We start from the raw sequence: 17,892 nt of genomic DNA on the forward strand, positions 1-17,892 counted from the left end.
CCTAAACGGTCTGCCGTTTAGGATTTTGTTATTTTCTTCTTCGAGCAGGAGCGACACACAAATTTTTTTGTAACCATCACGTCCTTATTGTCATTAACTATAGTACCAATTTGGAAAATTTAGATAAGGACGATGAAAATGACACTTGAAAAATTTGCGGATGCTCTCCCAATCCCAGATACACTAAAGCCGGTGCAGCAAACAAAAGAAAAGACTTACTACGAAGTCACCATGGAGGAATGCACTCATCAGCTTCACCGCGATCTCCCCCCGACCCGCCTGTGGGGCTACAACGGCTTATTTCCCGGTCCTACCATTGAGGTTAAAAGAAACGAAAACGTTTATGTGAAATGGATGAACAACCTTCCGTCAGAGCATTTTCTTCCGATCGACCACACCATTCATCATAGTGACAGCCAGCATGAAGAGCCCGAGGTAAAGACTGTCGTTCATTTACACGGAGGCGTCACGCCTGATGATAGTGACGGGTATCCGGAGGCCTGGTTTTCCAAAGACTTTGAACAAACAGGCCCTTATTTTAAACGAGAGGTTTATCATTATCCGAATCAGCAACGCGGGGCTATATTGTGGTATCACGATCACGCCATGGCGCTGACCAGGCTAAATGTCTATGCCGGACTTGTCGGCGCTTATATTATTCACGATCCAAAGGAAAAACGCTTAAAGCTGCCTTCCGGCGAATACGACGTGCCGCTTCTTATCACGGACCGCACGATCAATGAGGACGGTTCTTTGTTTTATCCAAGCGGGCCTGAAAACCCTTCCCCGTCACTGCCTAACCCATCAATCGTTCCGGCTTTTTGCGGAGAAACCATACTCGTCAACGGGAAGGCATGGCCATACTTGGAGGTCGAACCGAGGAAATACCGCTTCCGCGTCATCAACGCCTCTAATACGAGAACCTATAACCTGTCACTCGATAATGGCGGAGAATTTATTCAGATCGGTTCAGACGGAGGGCTCCTGCCTCGTTCTGTTAAACTGAACTCTTTTAGTCTTGCGCCTGCTGAGCGTTATGATATCATCATTGACTTCACAGCCTATGAAGGACAATCGATCATTTTGGCAAACAGCGAAGGCTGCGGCGGTGACGTCAATCCCGAAACAGATGCGAATGTCATGCAATTCAGAGTCACAAAGCCATTGCAACAAAAAGACGAAAGCAGAAAGCCGAAGTACCTCGCCTCATACCCTTCAGTGCAGAATGAAAGAATACAAAACATCAGAACACTGAAACTGGCAGGCACTCAGGACGAATACGGCAGACCCGTCCTTCTTCTCAATAACAAACGCTGGCACGATCCTGTTACAGAAGCACCAAAAACCGGCACAACTGAGATATGGTCCATCATCAACCCGACACGCGGAACACATCCAATCCACCTGCATCTGGTCTCCTTCCGTGTATTAGACCGGCGTCCGTTTGATATCGCACGTTATCAAGAAAGAGGGGAATTGTCCTATACCGGCCCGGCTGTTCCGCCGCCTCCAAGTGAAAAGGGGTGGAAAGACACCATTCAAGCTCACGCCGGTGAAGTCCTGAGAATCGCCGTGACATTCGGGCCGTACAGCGGACGATACGTATGGCACTGCCATATTCTCGAGCATGAAGACTATGACATGATGAGACCGATGGATATAACAGATCCCCGTAAATAACCCGACAAACTTGCCTCTTGCAGGCAAGTTTTTTTCTTTATGAAACTTTTGGCCCCATTTATCGTATAACGTAAAAACAGCAAAAAGGAGCTGCTTTTTATGCTGACAAACGACCTAAATGAAAAAACAAAGCGATACATTTCCATTTATGCCGAATTAAAATCAAAATTAAAATGGAAAGTTTCACACGATCAGATATTAATGCTCATTTCTTCTGCATATATTGTGAATAAAAGAGAGTTTGATTTTCAGCGCTTTTATGATTTGAGCAGCTATATCAAATCAAACATCGGCAGCTTCTCAACACTCAATTCACACCACCGCTTTACTGTTGCTTCCATTCTGGACATTCATTTTCAGCAGGAAGCCAAACAAGCATTCCTTACTTTTATTGACAGATACAATGAGATGGTGAGGCTTGGATACAAACGGGACATTTTCACTTACCTTTCCGCCCTTATCATACTCACCGGCAAGTCCGAAGCGATCAATCAAAAAGAACAGATGAACATGGGGCTCTCTGTTTATCAGCAGATGAAAAAACATCACTATTTCCTCACGTCAACTCAAAATGTCCCGCTTGCTGTATTGCTGGCCGGGAACGGGAAAGGATTACAGGCGCTGAATAAAGCAGAAGCGAGCTATCAGCAGCTGGCAGCTGGCGGATTTCGCAAAGGCCAGCACTTACACCAAACCAGCCACATCCTAGCCCTGCACGCTGAAAAAGACGCTGAAACGCTTGTTTTGCAATGCAGAAAGCTGTTCCAAACCATCACTGAATCTCACAAAAAACCAAAGGATGTCCATTACCCTGATCTTGCCCTGCTCACATTTCTGGAAGAGCCTGATATCAAAACTGTTCTGGCCATCACAGACGAGCTGAACCAAGAAAAACGATTCAAATGGAAAAAGGAATTGAACTTCAAAATTGCTGTCAGCCTATATCTCAGTGAGCATATGGAGAAAAATCTGCTGATGGAATCAGGACTGTACACAGCCATCGAAACCGCCATTCAGGCACAGCAGGCAGCCGCGACAGCTGTCATCGTCAGTTCAACAGCAGCCAGTCATTCTCAAGACGGAAACTAGAGGAGGAGTAAAAATGCCCTACATCACATTAGAAGATCAGACACGACTGTACTATGAAACGCACGGGAGCGGTACACCGATCCTGTTTATACACGGAGTGCTGATGAGCGGACAATTTTTCCACAAACAGTTCTCAGCACTCTCTGCCAATTATCAGTGTATTCGTCTCGATCTTAGAGGACACGGCGAATCCGACAAAGTACTGCACGGACACACCATTTCCCAATATGCCCGTGACGTAAGGGAATTTCTAAAAGCAATGGAGCTCGACCGTGCCGTGCTTGCCGGCTGGTCAATGGGTGCTTTTGTCGTATGGGATTATCTCAATCAATTTGGGAATGATAACATACAAGCCGCTGTCATTATTGATCAATCAGCTTCCGACTACCAATGGGAGGGCTGGGAACACGGTCCGTTTGATTTTGACGGTCTAAAAACGGCGATGCACGCCATTCAGACTGAACCGCTGCCATTCTACGAAAGCTTCATCCATAATATGTTCGCAGAACCGCCTGCTGAGACAGAAACAGAATGGATGCTGGCAGAAATCCTCAAACAGCCGGCTGCGATTTCAAGCACGATTTTATTTAACCAAACGGCTGCTGATTACCGCGGCACCCTTCAAAACATCAATGTGCCGACATTGCTGTGCTTCGGGGAAGACCGCAAATTTTTCTCTACTGCTGCTGGAGAACACTTGCATGACCTCATTCCAAATTCGACGCTCGTCACCTTTTCAAAAAGCAGCCATTGCCCGTTTTTAGAAGAACCGGACGCTTTTAACAGCACACTCCTCTCCTTCTTAGATGGACTGATTGGAAAGTCATAAAGAAAAAGGAATTAGGAGATTAGGGAAAAGTATGAGACAATAAGAAATGTGCAGTAAAATACATGAGGGAAGAAGTGACTTTATGTCTTACTATAACAAACGTAATCAAGAACCGCTGCCTAAAGAAGATGTGAGTACTTGGGAATGCACAAAAGAAGACTGTAACGGCTGGACCCGAAAAAACTTCGCCAGCAGTGACACGCCATTGTGCCCTTTGTGCGGAAGTAAAATGGTCGATGGCATCCGTTCATTAGTGAATCTCCAAAACAACAGCCAAACGAAAACAAGCTAGCTCTTCCCTATAATAAATGCAGTCTCCTGCAAGCAAACAATCCCCGAACGGAGACGCAGATTCTATATCCAGAATGAAGGCCTATCATTGCAAAAGGCCGTAGCTTAGAAAGAAGCCCAAAACTGTAAATGTTTAGGGCTTTTTATTTTATTGTTATGGTATAATATGGATACCGAAGGAGTGATAACGTGATCACAAACCAGCAGCAAAAAGACTGAAAAAAAGGGCTACGTTCAAAAAGCTGAACCTTGCAATCAACTCATGCATGGAACTTCTGAATTGGACAATACCTTTGATCCGTTTCTTTAGATGGCTCGGATCATTAGCCCTGCACCTCGTCCATTAAAAAAACCACTCAGCCCATGCCGAGTGGTTTTTATTAGTTGATGACAGAAAAGCTGTTGATGATGCCGTTCGGATTTTCCCACACTTTTTTAAACGTCTTACTTTCAAGGTTATAGGAATAAATCGTCCGCACCTTGGCTTCACGCCCTGTTTCATCCTTCAGTTTTTTAGCCCCCTCGGCTTCGGCAAGAAAATAAATGTTCTTTCCATCCTTAGAGAACTGCGGCTGTGCGTCCATTAACAGCTTAAATGATTTTTGATTTGAAATGATGTTTTCATATTTTTTCGTGTCCGCATTCAGCATCTGAATAGAAGCGGTTTGCTCCGTGCCTTTTTGTGTATATGATGTAAACAATATACGTTTATCATCATCAGAAACAGCAATATCGCTGATAAACTGGTCAAGGCTCTTCAGCTCATCAAATTTGTTTTGATGGCCTGCAGCAAAATGAATCGTTGTCGGTTCAGGATCGATCCCCTTTTCGTTCGCTTCATCTGTTTTCTTGTAGTCTTCTTCTACAGAATAATGAAGCAATGCAAATGAATCTGTTTTTTTGTTATAAAAGAAGCTGCTGACGCTGTCATCCTGATCATTCGCGGCGGGATAAAGGTTTTTATACTTCTTTGTTTTCAGATCAAAGGATGCGATCCGGAAATTGCTTTCGTCCGCTTTTCCTAAACGGAAATAGATGGTTGAACGGTCCTTTGATAAAAACAGGCTGTCGGCACTCTCCGCACCTTTATAGAGCATCGTCTTTTTATTAGACTTTAGATCCAGCTTAAAAAGCCTCATTTCATTTTGATCATTATTGCCTGTATAATAGAGCACCTGCTGCTTTTGATCCAAGGCAAATGCCGGATAGCTAGTCAGCTTCTCCTCATGGATCACCTTATCATTTTCATAATACTTCGTCAGCAGATCGGTATTCGTAATCGAAACAAGCAGCTTATCACCGCTTTCCGTATTTACTGAAACATCAGCGCTCTCATGGCCTTTATCCTTTACAATATAAAACGCAAAACCCGCCACAGCGGCTGCTATCACGATAGTTAACAATAATATGATTCTTTTTTTCATCTTTTATCTCCACCAATAGAAAAAGCAAGAATATGACTTCTTGCTTTACAGATTATATATGTAGATTAATAGCTGTAATGTCCCGCTACTTTTCCTTTGCTTAATGGGTATCCAAGCGCTTTAAACGCTTTAGGGCTTACATCCAGGACTGCATTAGGCATTCTGCCAACATCATTTTTGTAAACCGTAATCACCTTTTTAGGTTTCGCTTTTGCATAAGCTCTGATTTTCGTCCCGTTTCTAGGAACATCAAATCCGATCTTGGTCGCACAATCCCAATGTCCAAGTTTTTTACCTGAAGAGCCTTTTTTCCCGACTCCATTATACCAAGTAATATTTCCGTTCACATGTTTCGCACTGGCATCTGATGAAAAACTCAAAGCTCCCAAAGTACTTCCTACTAAGATAAAAGCGGCTAAAATGACTTTCTTCAACATTTCGTCCCCCTGTTTGTTAACATCTAGGAAAATTATACACGATGAACCAGGGATTTTTTATTTCAATATCCTTACAGTAATGTTACAAAGTCTGAAAAGTAACCTCTGCTAAAATAAACCATGGAAGATTATCCTATTATAATTGCAGTGTTAGCGTTATAATTGTTGATAGAGTAGTTGTCGCATTCAATATGAACGAACCATTACCGTATTGTTCAAACCAAATTCATAGCTATGTAAACGATTCATACTCTCATATAAAGAAAAAAGAGTGTGCGAGACTCTTTTTTCTTCAAAATTTCTTTTTTCAAAAAAACGTAGATTATATTATATAAAAATTTCATTTCTTTTTTGGTTTTAAAAATGGCGATTTTGTGAACAGTTCATATTGACCGATGCGGAATTACTCATATCAAAAGATATAGGAGTGGTAATCCATGAAGGCAGCAAGATGGCATAACCAAAAGGATATCCGTATTGAAAATATCGAAGAGCCAAAAACAGAGCCGGGAAAAGTAAAGATCAAAGTCAAATGGTGCGGCATCTGCGGCAGTGATTTACATGAGTATCTGGGCGGCCCGATCTTTATTCCGGTTGACAAACCGCATCCATTAACGAATGAAACAGCACCTGTCACCATGGGCCATGAATTCTCCGGTGAAGTTGTTGAAGTTGGAAAAGGCGTTGAAAACTATAAAGCAGGAGACCGCGTCGTAGTCGAACCGATTTTTGCGACACACGGCCACCAGGGTGCTTACAACCTTGATGAACAAATGGGATTCCTCGGCTTAGCCGGCGGAGGCGGCGGTTTCTCTGAATACGTCTCTGTAGATGAAGAGCTGTTGTTCAAGCTTCCTGATGAATTATCATATGAACAAGGTGCGCTCGTTGAGCCTTCTGCGGTCGCTTTATATGCTGTCCGCTCAAGCAAAATCAAAGCCGGCGACAAAGCGGCTGTATTCGGCTGCGGTCCGATCGGACTTCTTGTGATTGAAGCGCTGAAGGCTGCTGGTGCGACTGATATTTACGCTGTTGAGCTTTCACCTGAACGCCAGCAAAAAGCTGAGGAGCTTGGAGCCATCATCGTTGATCCGTCCAAAACAGACGATGTAGTCGCTGAGATTGCAGAGCGTACCGGCGGCGGTGTTGACGTATCATTCGAAGTTACAGGCGTTCCAGTTGTATTACGACAAGCGATCCAATCCACTACAATTGCCGGTGAAACAGTCATCGTCAGCATTTGGGAAAAAGGCGCTGAAATCCATCCGAACGATATCGTAATCAAAGAACGTACAGTAAAAGGAATTATCGGATACCGCGACATCTTCCCGGCTGTATTGTCATTAATGAAAGAAGGCTATTTCTCAGCTGACAAACTCGTAACGAAAAAAATCGTGTTAGACGATTTGATCGAGGAAGGCTTCGGGGCTCTTATTAAAGAGAAAAACCAAGTCAAAATCCTTGTCAGACCTAACTAATTTGAAACTAAAAAGAATCCGCGCCCGTATGCGGATTCTTTTTTTATCTTATCCAATCACTTCAGCGCCAGACTCTTTCTTCACCTCGCCGCGATCATAAGCGCGGAAGTTATCCTCCAGCTGCTCAAGCGAAAGCCCTTTCGTCTCCGGTAAAAACTTCTTCACAAACAGGACAGAGCAAATGCCTAATCCAACGAAGATAAAGAACGTTGTGGACAGGCCAATGGCGGCCAGCAATATCGGGAAAGTGAAACTGACTGCAAAATTCACCATCCACAGACAGAATACCGTGACGCCCATTCCCAGACCGCGAAGGCGAAGCGGGAAAATCTCAGAAAGCATCAGCCACGTCACTGGTGAAATTGCCCCCTGCTGGAAAGCAAGGAATGTAACCGTTAATGACAGGACCACATATGGAAGTGCCGGTGATCCTTCGAGTATAAGTGAGAATATCCCGATCAGCAATAATGCCGTTGTCGTACCGATCAAGCCTGTCATCAGCATCGGCCGGCGGCCTACTCTCCCTAACAGCCAGATTCCAACGAATGTTGCCAATACCGAGATCACGCCATTCGCGATATTTCCGATTAAAGCGGCCTCCGTTTGAAAACCAGAATCTCTTAAAATTTCAGTCCCATAATACATAATCGAGTTTACACCTGTAATTTGCTGTACAATCGCAATCCCGATTCCAATGAACACAATCCGGCGCACCCATGGGACTGAAAGATCTTTAAACGTCGCTTTTTCAAGCTTATCTTCTTTTTTGAAAGCGAATTCAATTTCTTGCAGCTCAGATGCAGCCCGCTTTTCATCCCTGATTTTTTTCAATACCCGCAAAGCATCTTCTTTTCTCCCTTTAGAAACGAGCCAGCGAGGACTCTCAGGCATTCTGATCATTCCGAAAAACAGGAATACGGCTGGAAGCGACGCAATGACCAGCATAAATCTCCACACATGGGAGTTCTCTCCCATTGTTGTTCCAAGGATTGCATTAAAAACAAAGGCCAAAAGCTGTCCTGATACAATCATCAATTCATTCTGCGTCACCATCCGCCCCCTGCTTTCCACAGGAGACATCTCCGCTAAATAGGCAGGAACCGTAACTGATGCACCCCCGACTGCAATGCCAAGCACAAAACGGGAAATAATCATGACCGTTACATTTGGAGCAAACGTACACCCGATCGTTGAAATGAAAAATATAACAGCGAGGAACAAAATATTTTTGCGGCGGCCATTAAAATCAGACATCCTGCCGCCAAACACAGCACCGAGCGCGGCTCCAAAAAGAAGTGAACTGGTGACAAGCCCCTCTGTGAAGGCATTGAGGTTAAGCTGGTCTGGCTCTCCCATATACGGCAAAGCTCCATTGAGCACGCCGGTATCATAACCGAAGAGGAGACCGCCGAAAGTCGAGACTAAAATAATTGTACGTAAAAATGACATTTGATTGCCTTGTTTATTCATACTGTTTCCCCCAGTCTTTTTCAAAATCGGTCAATGCGTATTTCAAAAACTTATTCTAGGGCTGCTGCCTTCCTCACATGTCGTAAGCAGGCTGCAGAAAAAAGTTCATCATGTTTTTCTCCAATGGCCTCATAACCTTCCCTTCTTCTTAGCATGGCAGTTCTCTTGGAAGCGATTTCATTTTCCACTAAAAGAACAGTGGGTATTTCTTTGCACATATACTTCATAACTTGTTATTTTATAGTCACTTCATAGTTCTATTGTAGTGATATCATAGTGACATTTTTGTTACATCTGATATTATCATAATTATAAAAACGCTTTCAGTCAATATAAATTTCTGAAAATTTTTTACTCAATAAAAGCAAAATGACCAATTCAAGGGGAAAATGAACTTTTTTCTTCATAAAAATGTGGAAATCAAGTCAAAATTCCTGTGAGTTTCTGTTCATCTGCTCATATCGACAAAATGAGTAAGTTTTGAGTAACTTCTCCTATCTTTTCTGCAATGACTTTCTTATCAAACATCCGAACAATTGTTTCAGAATCGAGACAAAAGGAAATAGAAAAGGAAAATAAATGATGGCTGGCTTAGGGGAGGCAACAAAATTGAATGAGGTATATGTCATTGCAGGCCTTATATTGTTGACAGCGGGAATGATTGATTTTTTATGGACTACATTATGGTTAGAGAGCGGTGCAGGCCCCATCACAAGATGTCTGTCTGCATGGCTGTGGAAAGGCTGCCGCAAAATCAGCGGAGACCATGCAAAGGTTCTCAGCACGGCAGGTCCTCTGCTGTTATGCCTAACGTTAGTGATATGGATCAGTTTATTTTGGAGCGGGTGGGTTTTGATTTTCTCGAGTGACCCTCATTCACTCGTCGGAACTCAATCGAAAGAACCGGCATCCTGGCCAGATCGAATTTATTTTACCGGCTATGTCATGTTTACATTAGGAAATGGCGACCTCGCTCCGAACGGAGACCTCTGGAAGCTTGTCACTGTCCTTGAAACAGCTCAAGGCCTTCTTACCATCACATTTTCTGTCACGTATTTAATTTCCGTCTTGAGTGCGGTGAATCAAAAGCGGTCATTTGCCCAAAGTGTATTAAGTCTTGGGCATGACGGAACAGAAATTGTCCAGACTGCATGGAACGGCAAGGATTTTCACGACATTGATTTCCTTCTTATCACATTCTCATCAGAGCTGGGTAAGCTGACCGCTCAGCATAACGCCTTCCCTATCCTTCATTTTTACCATAGCACGCAGCGTGAGGAATCATCCGTTATAGCTGTCACCGTATTGGATGAAGCATTAACCATTTTGAAATACGGCATTCCTGATCAATATCAGCCGAACCAGCTTCACATCAAAGAAACGCGGTCAAGTATCAAAAACTACTTGGATACCGTCCATACAGCCTATATCCATCCGGCTGAACAAGCACCGCCGGAACCAGATATCACAAAGCTTCAAGAATCAGGCATACCAACTTTATCAAAGCAAACATTCCAAACTGCCATCAATTATTTAAAGGAACGGCGTCAATTACTGCTGGGAATTATCCAAGCCGGTGCCCGAAAATGGCCTGAACGAGAGTAGGCAAACAAAAAAAGGATGCTTCCCAAAAGTCCAAAGACTTTCAAGAAACATCCCCGATGTTTTATAGAGTAACTTCAATTTCTTTCATGCTGGGCAGTGCATCAATCGCTCCAATTTTAGTGCACACAAGAGCTCCCACCTTATTGGCAAATGACACAATCTCACGGAGCTTCGCAAAATCAGCATCTACAGATTGAATCTGATCCGTGTTTGCCAATTGAAATAAAGCCGCGCCGACGAAAGCATCTCCCGCCCCTGTTGAGTCGATTGATGTCACTGGAATGCTTGGAATGATTTCACGATCTTTTCCATTCGAAAGAAGAGTCCCGCTTTTCCCAAGTGTCACAGCGACAATTTTAGCTCCGATCTCATGAAGGATCGCAACGCCCTCTTCATGATCCTTCGCACCACTGATAATCTCAAGCTCCTCGTCACTGACTTTCACAAAATCACTTAAAGCAATCGCTCTTTTTGCGACACTTACAAACTCTGAAACCCTTCCCTTCCATAAATCCTCACGATAGTTAGGGTCAAACGAAATAAACTGCCCATTGTCTTTTGCAATCGAGATAAGACGTAAATAGGCTGAGCAAAACGGATCTGATAGCAGTGCCGTCGCTGAGCCAAAATGAAGGATTTTCGCTTCGTTTAGTTTTTCCTGGTCAATGTCCTCCAGCGTAAACAAAGCGTCCGCGCCTCTATTAAAAACAAAGTCTCGCTCTCCATTTTCCTTTAATGACACAAAAGCAAGCGTTGTAGGCGCTTTCTCATCCATGACAAGCATAGAGGTATCCACCTGTACAGCGTCCAATGTTTGCTTGAGAAAATACCCAAACGGATCCTTGCCTACTTTTCCGCTGAAAGCAGCATCTCCGCCCAGCTTGGCAATGGCTGCTGACACATTCGCCGGTGCACCGCCGGCACTTTTTAAGAAATTGCGTCCTTCCATTAAATCAACATCAATATCGGTACAAAAGAAGTCGATCAACAATTCTCCAATACAAACAACAGAATGACTACGCATATTATCACACTCATTTATAAAGTCTAGATTACAGTCTCAGTATATTACTTTCTCCTATAAATACAACCGTTTACATCGAATATTAAAAATTTTACATATATTTATCTCGCAGACCTCTGCTCCAGCTCTGAAATGATTTGCTTATATCTTTTTTCAGTTAAAGGATAGAAGGCAATGAGAATAATAGAAAGCAAAATAAATAATCCCGGGATTAAAGCATTCATATTTTTAATCGCATTCAATGACGTGACTGTCTGGTCTGCATTCGCGACATACCCGGCAATCCCTAAATAAATGGCCGAAAATGACCCGGCTAACGCAACACCCAGCTTATTAATAAAGCTCATGCTGGAAATGACCACACCATCCGCGCGAACTCCGGTTTTCCATTCCGCATAATCGACACAATCCGCAACCATACCCCAAGCAAGCGTATTTAAAGGCGTTGTGAAAAATCCGGAAACAAAAAGCCAAATAAAAATGAGTGTAATAGAAGAATACGGCGTAAAATGCAGGCCGGCATAAGAAACAAGCGATAGAGCCGCCGTGATGATCATGACTTGTTTTCTGCCCCACTTCTCAGAAAAGAAAGGGATAAACAAATTGCTGATCAGCGCTGCTCCGAAAAATAAAACGGTTCCCAAAAATACAAATTCTTTATGGTTTACGTTATACGTAAAATAGTACACCATCGTGCTGAGCTTAATATTAAACCCGATCGCAAAAGCCAAAAATGATGAAATTAATATAAGCAAAGGTTTGTTTCGGAATAAAACGGATAACGTCTTTTTGATCCCTTGTTTTTTTCTCTTTTTAGGCTGAATCCGCTCCCGCACAGTAAAGAAACTGAATAGATTCAAAACGATGCTGACCGCCGCATAGATGAGCGCCGTCATTTGAAACCCAAACGCCTGATTTTCCCCTCCGATAGCAGTTGCAAGCGGTGTCGCACAGGAAATAGATAAAAGAATGCCGATATACACCAAAATCATCCGGGTTGTTGTTAGAACCGTTCGTTCCTCCACAGAATTCGTCATCCGCCCCGTTAAGCTGTTCACCGGAATCGTTTGCATACTAAAGGACATCCCAAGCAGAATATAGGTGATGTACGCATATACCATATTCCCCGTCTCACCGAAATGAGGCGTCGTGAAACATAAAAAGGTAAAAAGCGCAAAAGGGAATGCCACCCACAACAGATACGGCCTTGCCTTTCCCCACCTTGTGTTCGTTTTGTCTAAAATCAATCCCATAATCGGGTCAAAAATAGCATCCAGCACCCGCACAACAAGAAACAAAGTTGCGATCACCGCAGGCTGAATGCCGCCGACGTCTGTATAATAGAATAATAAGTATGCGTTTACAAACTGAAAGACAATATTATACGACATATCACCGAAACCATATCCGATTCGTTCAAACCAGGACAGACCGTGATGCTTCGCCTTCAATGTCGTTGCTTTTTCTGTTTCAATCATCATTTCCCACCCCAAGAATCCGTTTTCATTTCCAGTAAACAAGAGGGAGAATACGAAGATCCTCCCTGTTCACTCAGCGATTTGGATACACCATCACTTTTAAACATTCATTCTTAAATTGAAGCGCCCGCTCCATCGCATCTTGCGTCTGCTCCAGCGAATATTGGTCCGTTACTAGATGCTTCGTGTCCACAATGCCTGAAGCAAGAAATTCGATTCCCTTTGGATACGTATTGGCATAACGGAAGATCCCGTAAATATCAATCTCATTATCCGCAATAAACGGCACGTTGAGCGGAATCTCGTTCTGAGAAGGCAAACCGACAATCGCCAGTTTCCCGCCCCGACGCACAGAAGCCAGTGCGGATTGCAATGCCGCAGGATTTCCCGCTGTCTCCCAAGCAACATCAACGCCTCTATCATTTGTGATCGTTTTAATCTCTTCAAGCGCGTCCTGTTCACGGATATTGATAATATGAGTCGCTCCCATTTTTTTCGCAGCTTCTAACCGCAGCGGCTCTAAGTCGGTCACGATAATTGTGCCTGCCCCAAATGCTTTAGCTGCCGCAACAGCCATTAACCCCACAGGGCCCATTCCCATAATCGCAATTGTTGATCCCGGCTGAAGCTTCGTTCTCGCCGCTGCATGAATGCCGACAGAAAACGGTTCAATCAAAGCCGCATCTTCATAGGAAAGTGAGTCTGGGATCAAAAAAACAAAGTCCTGACGCATTTTAATATATTGAACAAACGCGCCATCTACCGGCGGTGTAGCCAAAAACTGTACATCCGGACAAAGGTTATAGCGTCCTTCCTTGCACGCCTCACAGCGTCCGCACGTGACACCCGGTTCAACAGCGACACGGTCTCCCACCTTAAATTGATTGACAGACGATCCGACAGCGGCAATTTCTCCCGCGCATTCATGGCCAAGGATAAATGGTTTTTCCACTACATAGTTGCCTATTCTGCCATTTGTATAGTAATGCAGATCTGATCCGCAAATCCCGACAGCCATCACCTTAATCAACACTTCATCATGATTGATGTCAGGCACAGGCAATGTTTCGATTTTGATCTCTCTTGTGTTGTGCATAACAGCCGCTTTCATGCTTTGAGGTACTGTGTGAGTCATTTGGCAAATTCCTTTCTTTAAAAAACAAAAATGTAAGTGCATACATTTTTGTTTTCTCTGTTACTGCCCTCATTTTATCTGCTTTTCAGCACGTTCAACAGCCTTTTCTGCTGTATAAAAGGACAGCCGCACTGTACTTTACTATTTTCTCATATACAAAAAACGCTGGATTGATAAAATAGTACTAATAGGAGGTGCAGGCTTATGGCTGAACTTGAAAACCGGAAACAATTTGCACAACTGCTGGCACCTGGCGTCAAATCACTAAAACTTCATCCTGATTATAAAGTCAGAAGGAAAAAGAATGAAAAAACAGGACATTCTTATATAGATAAAATCGCACTCCAGCTGGGGGTCTCCTCTAACACGATCAAAAGCTGGATCGGACAGATGGGTGCAAACTATATTCCCGGAAGAATTGACGACGGAAAACTGTTCGGAATGATCTGGATCATTCTCGAAAAGACCGACTTGGATATCGAGTGGCTGACCGGCCTGCTGGAAACCACCACCATCCCTGTTATCAAACCCGCATTGCCTGTATGGGCAGCGTCTTGTTTGAAAAAAGCTAAAACGCTGCGAAAAGACGGGTCATTCGGAGCTCCAAGTGATAACGATATTGAACTAGCAGTAAAGCGGCTGTTTCATGACAGAACCAGCCAAGAAACGAATACGCTTTCAGAACAGCCTATCATGCATAACTTACCATCACGCTGGTCCGGAAACTTTATCGGACGCAGCTTTGATATGGAAGCAATACGACAATGGATGCTTTCTCCGTCACCAGTCTGTTTAATCACAGGCTGGGCCGGCATGGGTAAAACCACAATCGCTCTTGAAGCTGCCTATTCCTGTGTCGGCAATTCTTCAGATTGGCCGGCATTCAACAGCATCATCTGGGTCAGCGCCGATTGGAAAGGTTTAAGCTTTAGCGATTTTTTAAATACGATCGCCTATCAGCTCGGACGCTCTGAACAAATCGATAAATCAATCAATGAAAAACGATTCGTCGTCCGCAATGCGTTAGCCAATTACACAAAAGAAAAACCAGTACTGCTGATCGTTGACAGCATCGATACCGCAGAACGTGACATTCACGAATTTATCACCAGCCTTCCGCAAGGCGTAAAAGTTCTCCTTACAGCACGGGAAAACGTAAAGCAAACCTATCGAGAAAGCTTCGGAGAAATGGCGGCCATCCAGCTGAGCGGCCTTGACCAAACAGATGCCCTTGAATTTTTTCAGCAAGAAGTGCACCGCTGCTTACAAACATGCAACCTTCCACATAAACGGGAAAAGCTGGAGCAGCTGTTCCATCTATCGTCTGAACTGAAGAACGAATTCATTTCAGCAACTGCCGGAAACCCGAAAGCCATGGCACTCAGCATCGCCTATATGTCAGACGATGACATTCCCGCTCAGCAGCTGATTCATGAACTTGGAAAAGCGGGCTACTCACTGCTGGAATTGTTTGAGTTCCTCTTTGGCCGCACTTGGGAAAGATGCAACGAAGATACGCGAAAGCTATGGCAGGCACTTTGCTTTTTCAGCAAGCCGCCGGATGATAAAAGTCTGGCGGCAGCGGCCGGATTAGACGCCCGCCGTTTTCATTACGCTATGGAACAAATGCGGTCATATGCCCTGATTCAGCCGGAACGAAGCGAGGGAAGGACACAATACTTAGCGCATCAAACCGTTGTCGCTTACGGAGAACAGCACTTGTCCGAACAGCATGAATATGAAAAAGAAGCCCGCAGCCGCTGGGCTCACTATTATATTGATTATGCCGAAACCCATTTAAAACGGGAACAGCCCAACTCTATCTATTGGAGCTACCTTCTGGGACGGAATTTAGATCAAATGAAAAAAGAATGGCCAAACATCTTAAAGGTCATCCAATGGACAAGTGAAACCGGACAAAAAGAAACCCTAATCGAACTCATCACCCGCATCAGCCATTTTCTAAGCAGAATCAACCTGCCCCTGCGAATCGAATACGGACGCAAAGCCGCCGATGCCGCCCATCAATTAGGCCAACACACACGAGAAGCGTTCTTCCGAATCGACACAGCAGGCTGGGCACTGATGGAAGTCAATGATTTAGATGGGGCGCTTCAGCAAATTGAAGCCGGACTGAAGATTCTGGAACAATCAGACGCAGAAGATCTCGATGCCCACGATTTAAACGTATGGGGACACGCACTGCAAGCAAGGCTGTTTTTAAAAGCCGGGCAACAGGAAAAAGCAAAAGTAATTTTAAACGAAATCGAAGATCAACCGATTTCACCTACAATTCAACACAGGGTTCTACTGGTTCGCGGGGACTTAAGCTTTGTGAGAAGTCATGATGAAAAAGCCATTCAATTATACGAAGCGGCAAATGAGATAAGCTCCACGTACGGCGGCGAAAAAACGATAGAAGCCTATTTCAATCTAGGTGTGGCTTACGTGAAGTGTGACCAGTTTGAGAAAGCGGAAGAAGCCTTTGAGCAGATGCTCTATGACAAACACAACGCGAATCAGGTTGAGTTGATCTATTATTATTATGGGATGGCACAGCTGTTGTACCGTAAAGGAGAGAAAACGAAAGCGGTGGAAGCTAATCAAAAGGCGATTCGTTTGATTGATTCGTGGGAGCCTGCGATTGGGATACGGGGAGAGGTGGAACAATTGGCAAGGGTGACTAATGAAAACGACTAGTACGCATAGTAGTTCTGTCAGCAATCTCACTCAGTTTCTTTATTATAAATAGGAAATGCCAACTGAAGTCGCAGTTGCATTTCCTTTCTTATTAAGATCTACAAATGTACTGAACCAGTTTTTCCCGTATGTATTCTTTCTCGTATAAAGGAAAGCGTATCATTTGCCAGTTTTTTGCGACAAAGAACAATACCAGAATGACCACAATTGTAAACATATCTTGTGGGTTTCCCCCAACTTTCCCATAAATAATCTGCATCTTTTAAGTCAATATACTGATCATGTTTAGCAGAAATCAGCAGAATGTTATCTTTATTAACTTTAGGCAAGACTTGACTAGGATCTGTGATATTCCAATATTTTATTAAATCTTCATAGGTCACACCATTTTGTTCTAATTCCTCTCTTATGTATTTACCTGGGATCGTGTTCCATATCGAATAAGAAAGGCGATTGGCATAAAAGATTGATACCATTACATCAATTTGAGATTCTAGGGTAGCAATTAGATTAGTAACCCATCCCCCTAAGCTTACTCCCACTATGATAACAGGGCCTTTTTTATTTGCTTTTATCCAATGAATTAACGCTCGTAAATCTACTACGGCCTGTCTTGACGACTCAATTGTACGATCAATATTTGCACTAATCATCAACTCGCCACTATACAGTGAATTTTCCGGTTCTCTTTCAAAATGGTATGGAAGAGAATAATAATACATGTTCCAGCCTAAATCGTTCATTATACGATTATGAAATATTTTTTTGATCCTATTGTACGAATCCATGCGCCAACCGTGTACAAAGATGACATTGGGTTGATCTATATCATTTTTATTTAAAAAAACCTCCCCTTTTAAAGTATCATTAACAAGATTCCCAGTTTGAATTAAGGATTCATAACTAAATGTTCCAACCCTATAACTTTTTTTAGATTTATTCAAATTAATTGAAACATCAGCTATATTTGCACTGTAAAATTCCTCTCTATCATCTATATCGACTGTAAAAGCAGCAGAAAAATGTTTATCTTTGCTTCTTTTTCTGTGTAAATCATATAAAGCAAAGCGATCTATCATTTTTGAGAAATGCACTATTAAGTCCTCCTTGATAATCATAAAAAATAATATCAGAAGTTGATAATTGGGTTGTCTGTCTCCATAGAGTTGGGACGGATTTCATCAAGAATCTAACTCCATCAACAGTGAATTTTTGGGGATCGGAAATCATTATTCTGTTGCTTTAACATAAA

14 protein-coding genes and 1 pseudogene are annotated in these 17,892 nt (G+C 43.3%); 8 read left to right on the top strand and 7 right to left on the bottom strand.

From position 1 onward, the window contains the following. The first annotated feature begins 138 nt into the window (after positions 1-138). From cotA to KHQ79_RS17090, 5 genes and pseudogenes are all read left to right on the top strand, one after another. The gene (cotA, locus tag KHQ79_RS17070) at positions 139-1,680 is read left to right on the top strand and encodes an outer spore coat copper-dependent laccase CotA (protein WP_225516229.1); all 1,542 of its coding nucleotides are present in this window, start codon (positions 139-141) and stop codon (positions 1,678-1,680) included. Between the two features lie 99 nt (positions 1,681-1,779). Beyond that, positions 1,780-2,769 carry a DUF4003 family protein gene (locus KHQ79_RS17075; RefSeq protein ID WP_225516231.1) on the top strand — a complete coding sequence of 330 codons (990 nt, stop codon included), beginning with the start codon at positions 1,780-1,782 and terminating at the stop codon, positions 2,767-2,769. Positions 2,770-2,782: 13 nt separating this feature from the next. Continuing rightward, positions 2,783-3,598: an alpha/beta fold hydrolase gene (locus tag KHQ79_RS17080; protein ID WP_225516233.1), complete on the top strand. Its 816-nt coding sequence runs from the start codon at positions 2,783-2,785 to the stop codon at positions 3,596-3,598. Between the two features lie 82 nt (positions 3,599-3,680). Next, entirely contained in the window at positions 3,681-3,890 is a 210-nt protein-coding gene (locus tag KHQ79_RS17085) for a cold-shock protein (protein ID WP_003234008.1), read from the top strand. A gap of 188 nt (positions 3,891-4,078) precedes the next feature. Continuing rightward, a pseudogene (locus tag KHQ79_RS17090) lies at positions 4,079-4,236 on the top strand (hypothetical protein). Positions 4,237-4,269: 33 nt separating this feature from the next. On the opposite strand, the gene KHQ79_RS17095 reads toward KHQ79_RS17090, so the two are convergent. Both KHQ79_RS17095 and walM read right to left on the bottom strand, forming a co-directional pair. Beyond that, positions 4,270-5,313 (bottom strand): type IV pilin N-terminal domain-containing protein, encoded by a 1,044-nt coding sequence (locus tag KHQ79_RS17095; RefSeq protein WP_225516235.1) that lies wholly within the window; start codon positions 5,311-5,313, stop codon positions 4,270-4,272. A gap of 65 nt (positions 5,314-5,378) precedes the next feature. Then, on the bottom strand, positions 5,379-5,750 hold the full coding sequence (gene walM, locus KHQ79_RS17100; RefSeq protein WP_004397746.1) for a cell wall metabolism protein WalM: 372 nt from the start codon (positions 5,748-5,750) through the stop codon (positions 5,379-5,381). Positions 5,751-6,187: 437 nt separating this feature from the next. Between walM and bdhA the strand changes: the two genes are divergently transcribed. Next, positions 6,188-7,228 carry a (R,R)-butanediol dehydrogenase gene (gene bdhA / locus KHQ79_RS17105; protein WP_225516237.1) on the top strand — a complete coding sequence of 347 codons (1,041 nt, stop codon included), beginning with the start codon at positions 6,188-6,190 and terminating at the stop codon, positions 7,226-7,228. 48 nt (positions 7,229-7,276) lie between these two features. Here bdhA and iolT read toward each other — a convergent pair whose 3' ends face one another. Further along, on the bottom strand, positions 7,277-8,698 hold the full coding sequence (gene iolT / locus KHQ79_RS17110; RefSeq protein ID WP_225516239.1) for a myo-inositol transporter IolT: 1,422 nt from the start codon (positions 8,696-8,698) through the stop codon (positions 7,277-7,279). A 609-nt stretch (positions 8,699-9,307) separates the two neighbouring features. Here iolT and KHQ79_RS17115 point away from each other — a divergent pair. Beyond that, positions 9,308-10,303 (top strand): potassium channel family protein, encoded by a 996-nt coding sequence (locus KHQ79_RS17115; protein WP_225516241.1) that lies wholly within the window; start codon positions 9,308-9,310, stop codon positions 10,301-10,303. Positions 10,304-10,364: 61 nt separating this feature from the next. On the opposite strand, the gene KHQ79_RS17120 is transcribed toward KHQ79_RS17115, so the two are convergent. The 3 genes from KHQ79_RS17120 to gutB form a co-directional block, all read right to left on the bottom strand. Continuing rightward, positions 10,365-11,327 (bottom strand): carbohydrate kinase family protein, encoded by a 963-nt coding sequence (locus KHQ79_RS17120; protein WP_225516243.1) that lies wholly within the window; start codon positions 11,325-11,327, stop codon positions 10,365-10,367. 101 nt (positions 11,328-11,428) lie between these two features. Continuing rightward, entirely contained in the window at positions 11,429-12,805 is a 1,377-nt protein-coding gene (locus tag KHQ79_RS17125; protein ID WP_225516245.1) for an MFS transporter, read from the bottom strand. Between the two features lie 73 nt (positions 12,806-12,878). After that, positions 12,879-13,940: a sorbitol dehydrogenase gene (gene gutB / locus KHQ79_RS17130; protein ID WP_225516247.1), complete on the bottom strand. Its 1,062-nt coding sequence runs from the start codon at positions 13,938-13,940 to the stop codon at positions 12,879-12,881. 204 nt (positions 13,941-14,144) lie between these two features. Between gutB and KHQ79_RS17135 the strand changes: the two genes are divergently transcribed. Then, complete coding sequence (locus KHQ79_RS17135) at positions 14,145-16,640, top strand: tetratricopeptide repeat protein (protein WP_225516249.1); 2,496 nt, start codon at positions 14,145-14,147, stop codon at positions 16,638-16,640. Between the two features lie 98 nt (positions 16,641-16,738). Here the strand turns inward: KHQ79_RS17135 and KHQ79_RS17140 are convergent, their stop codons facing one another. Next, positions 16,739-17,734, bottom strand: a complete 996-nt coding sequence (locus KHQ79_RS17140) for an alpha/beta hydrolase (protein ID WP_375294393.1) — start codon at positions 17,732-17,734, stop codon at positions 16,739-16,741. Positions 17,735-17,892 lie beyond the last annotated feature (158 nt).

It is taken from the genome of Bacillus sp. TSO22 (assembly GCF_020223595.1).
GTDB classification, from domain to species: domain Bacteria; phylum Bacillota; class Bacilli; order Bacillales; family Bacillaceae; genus Bacillus; species Bacillus inaquosorum.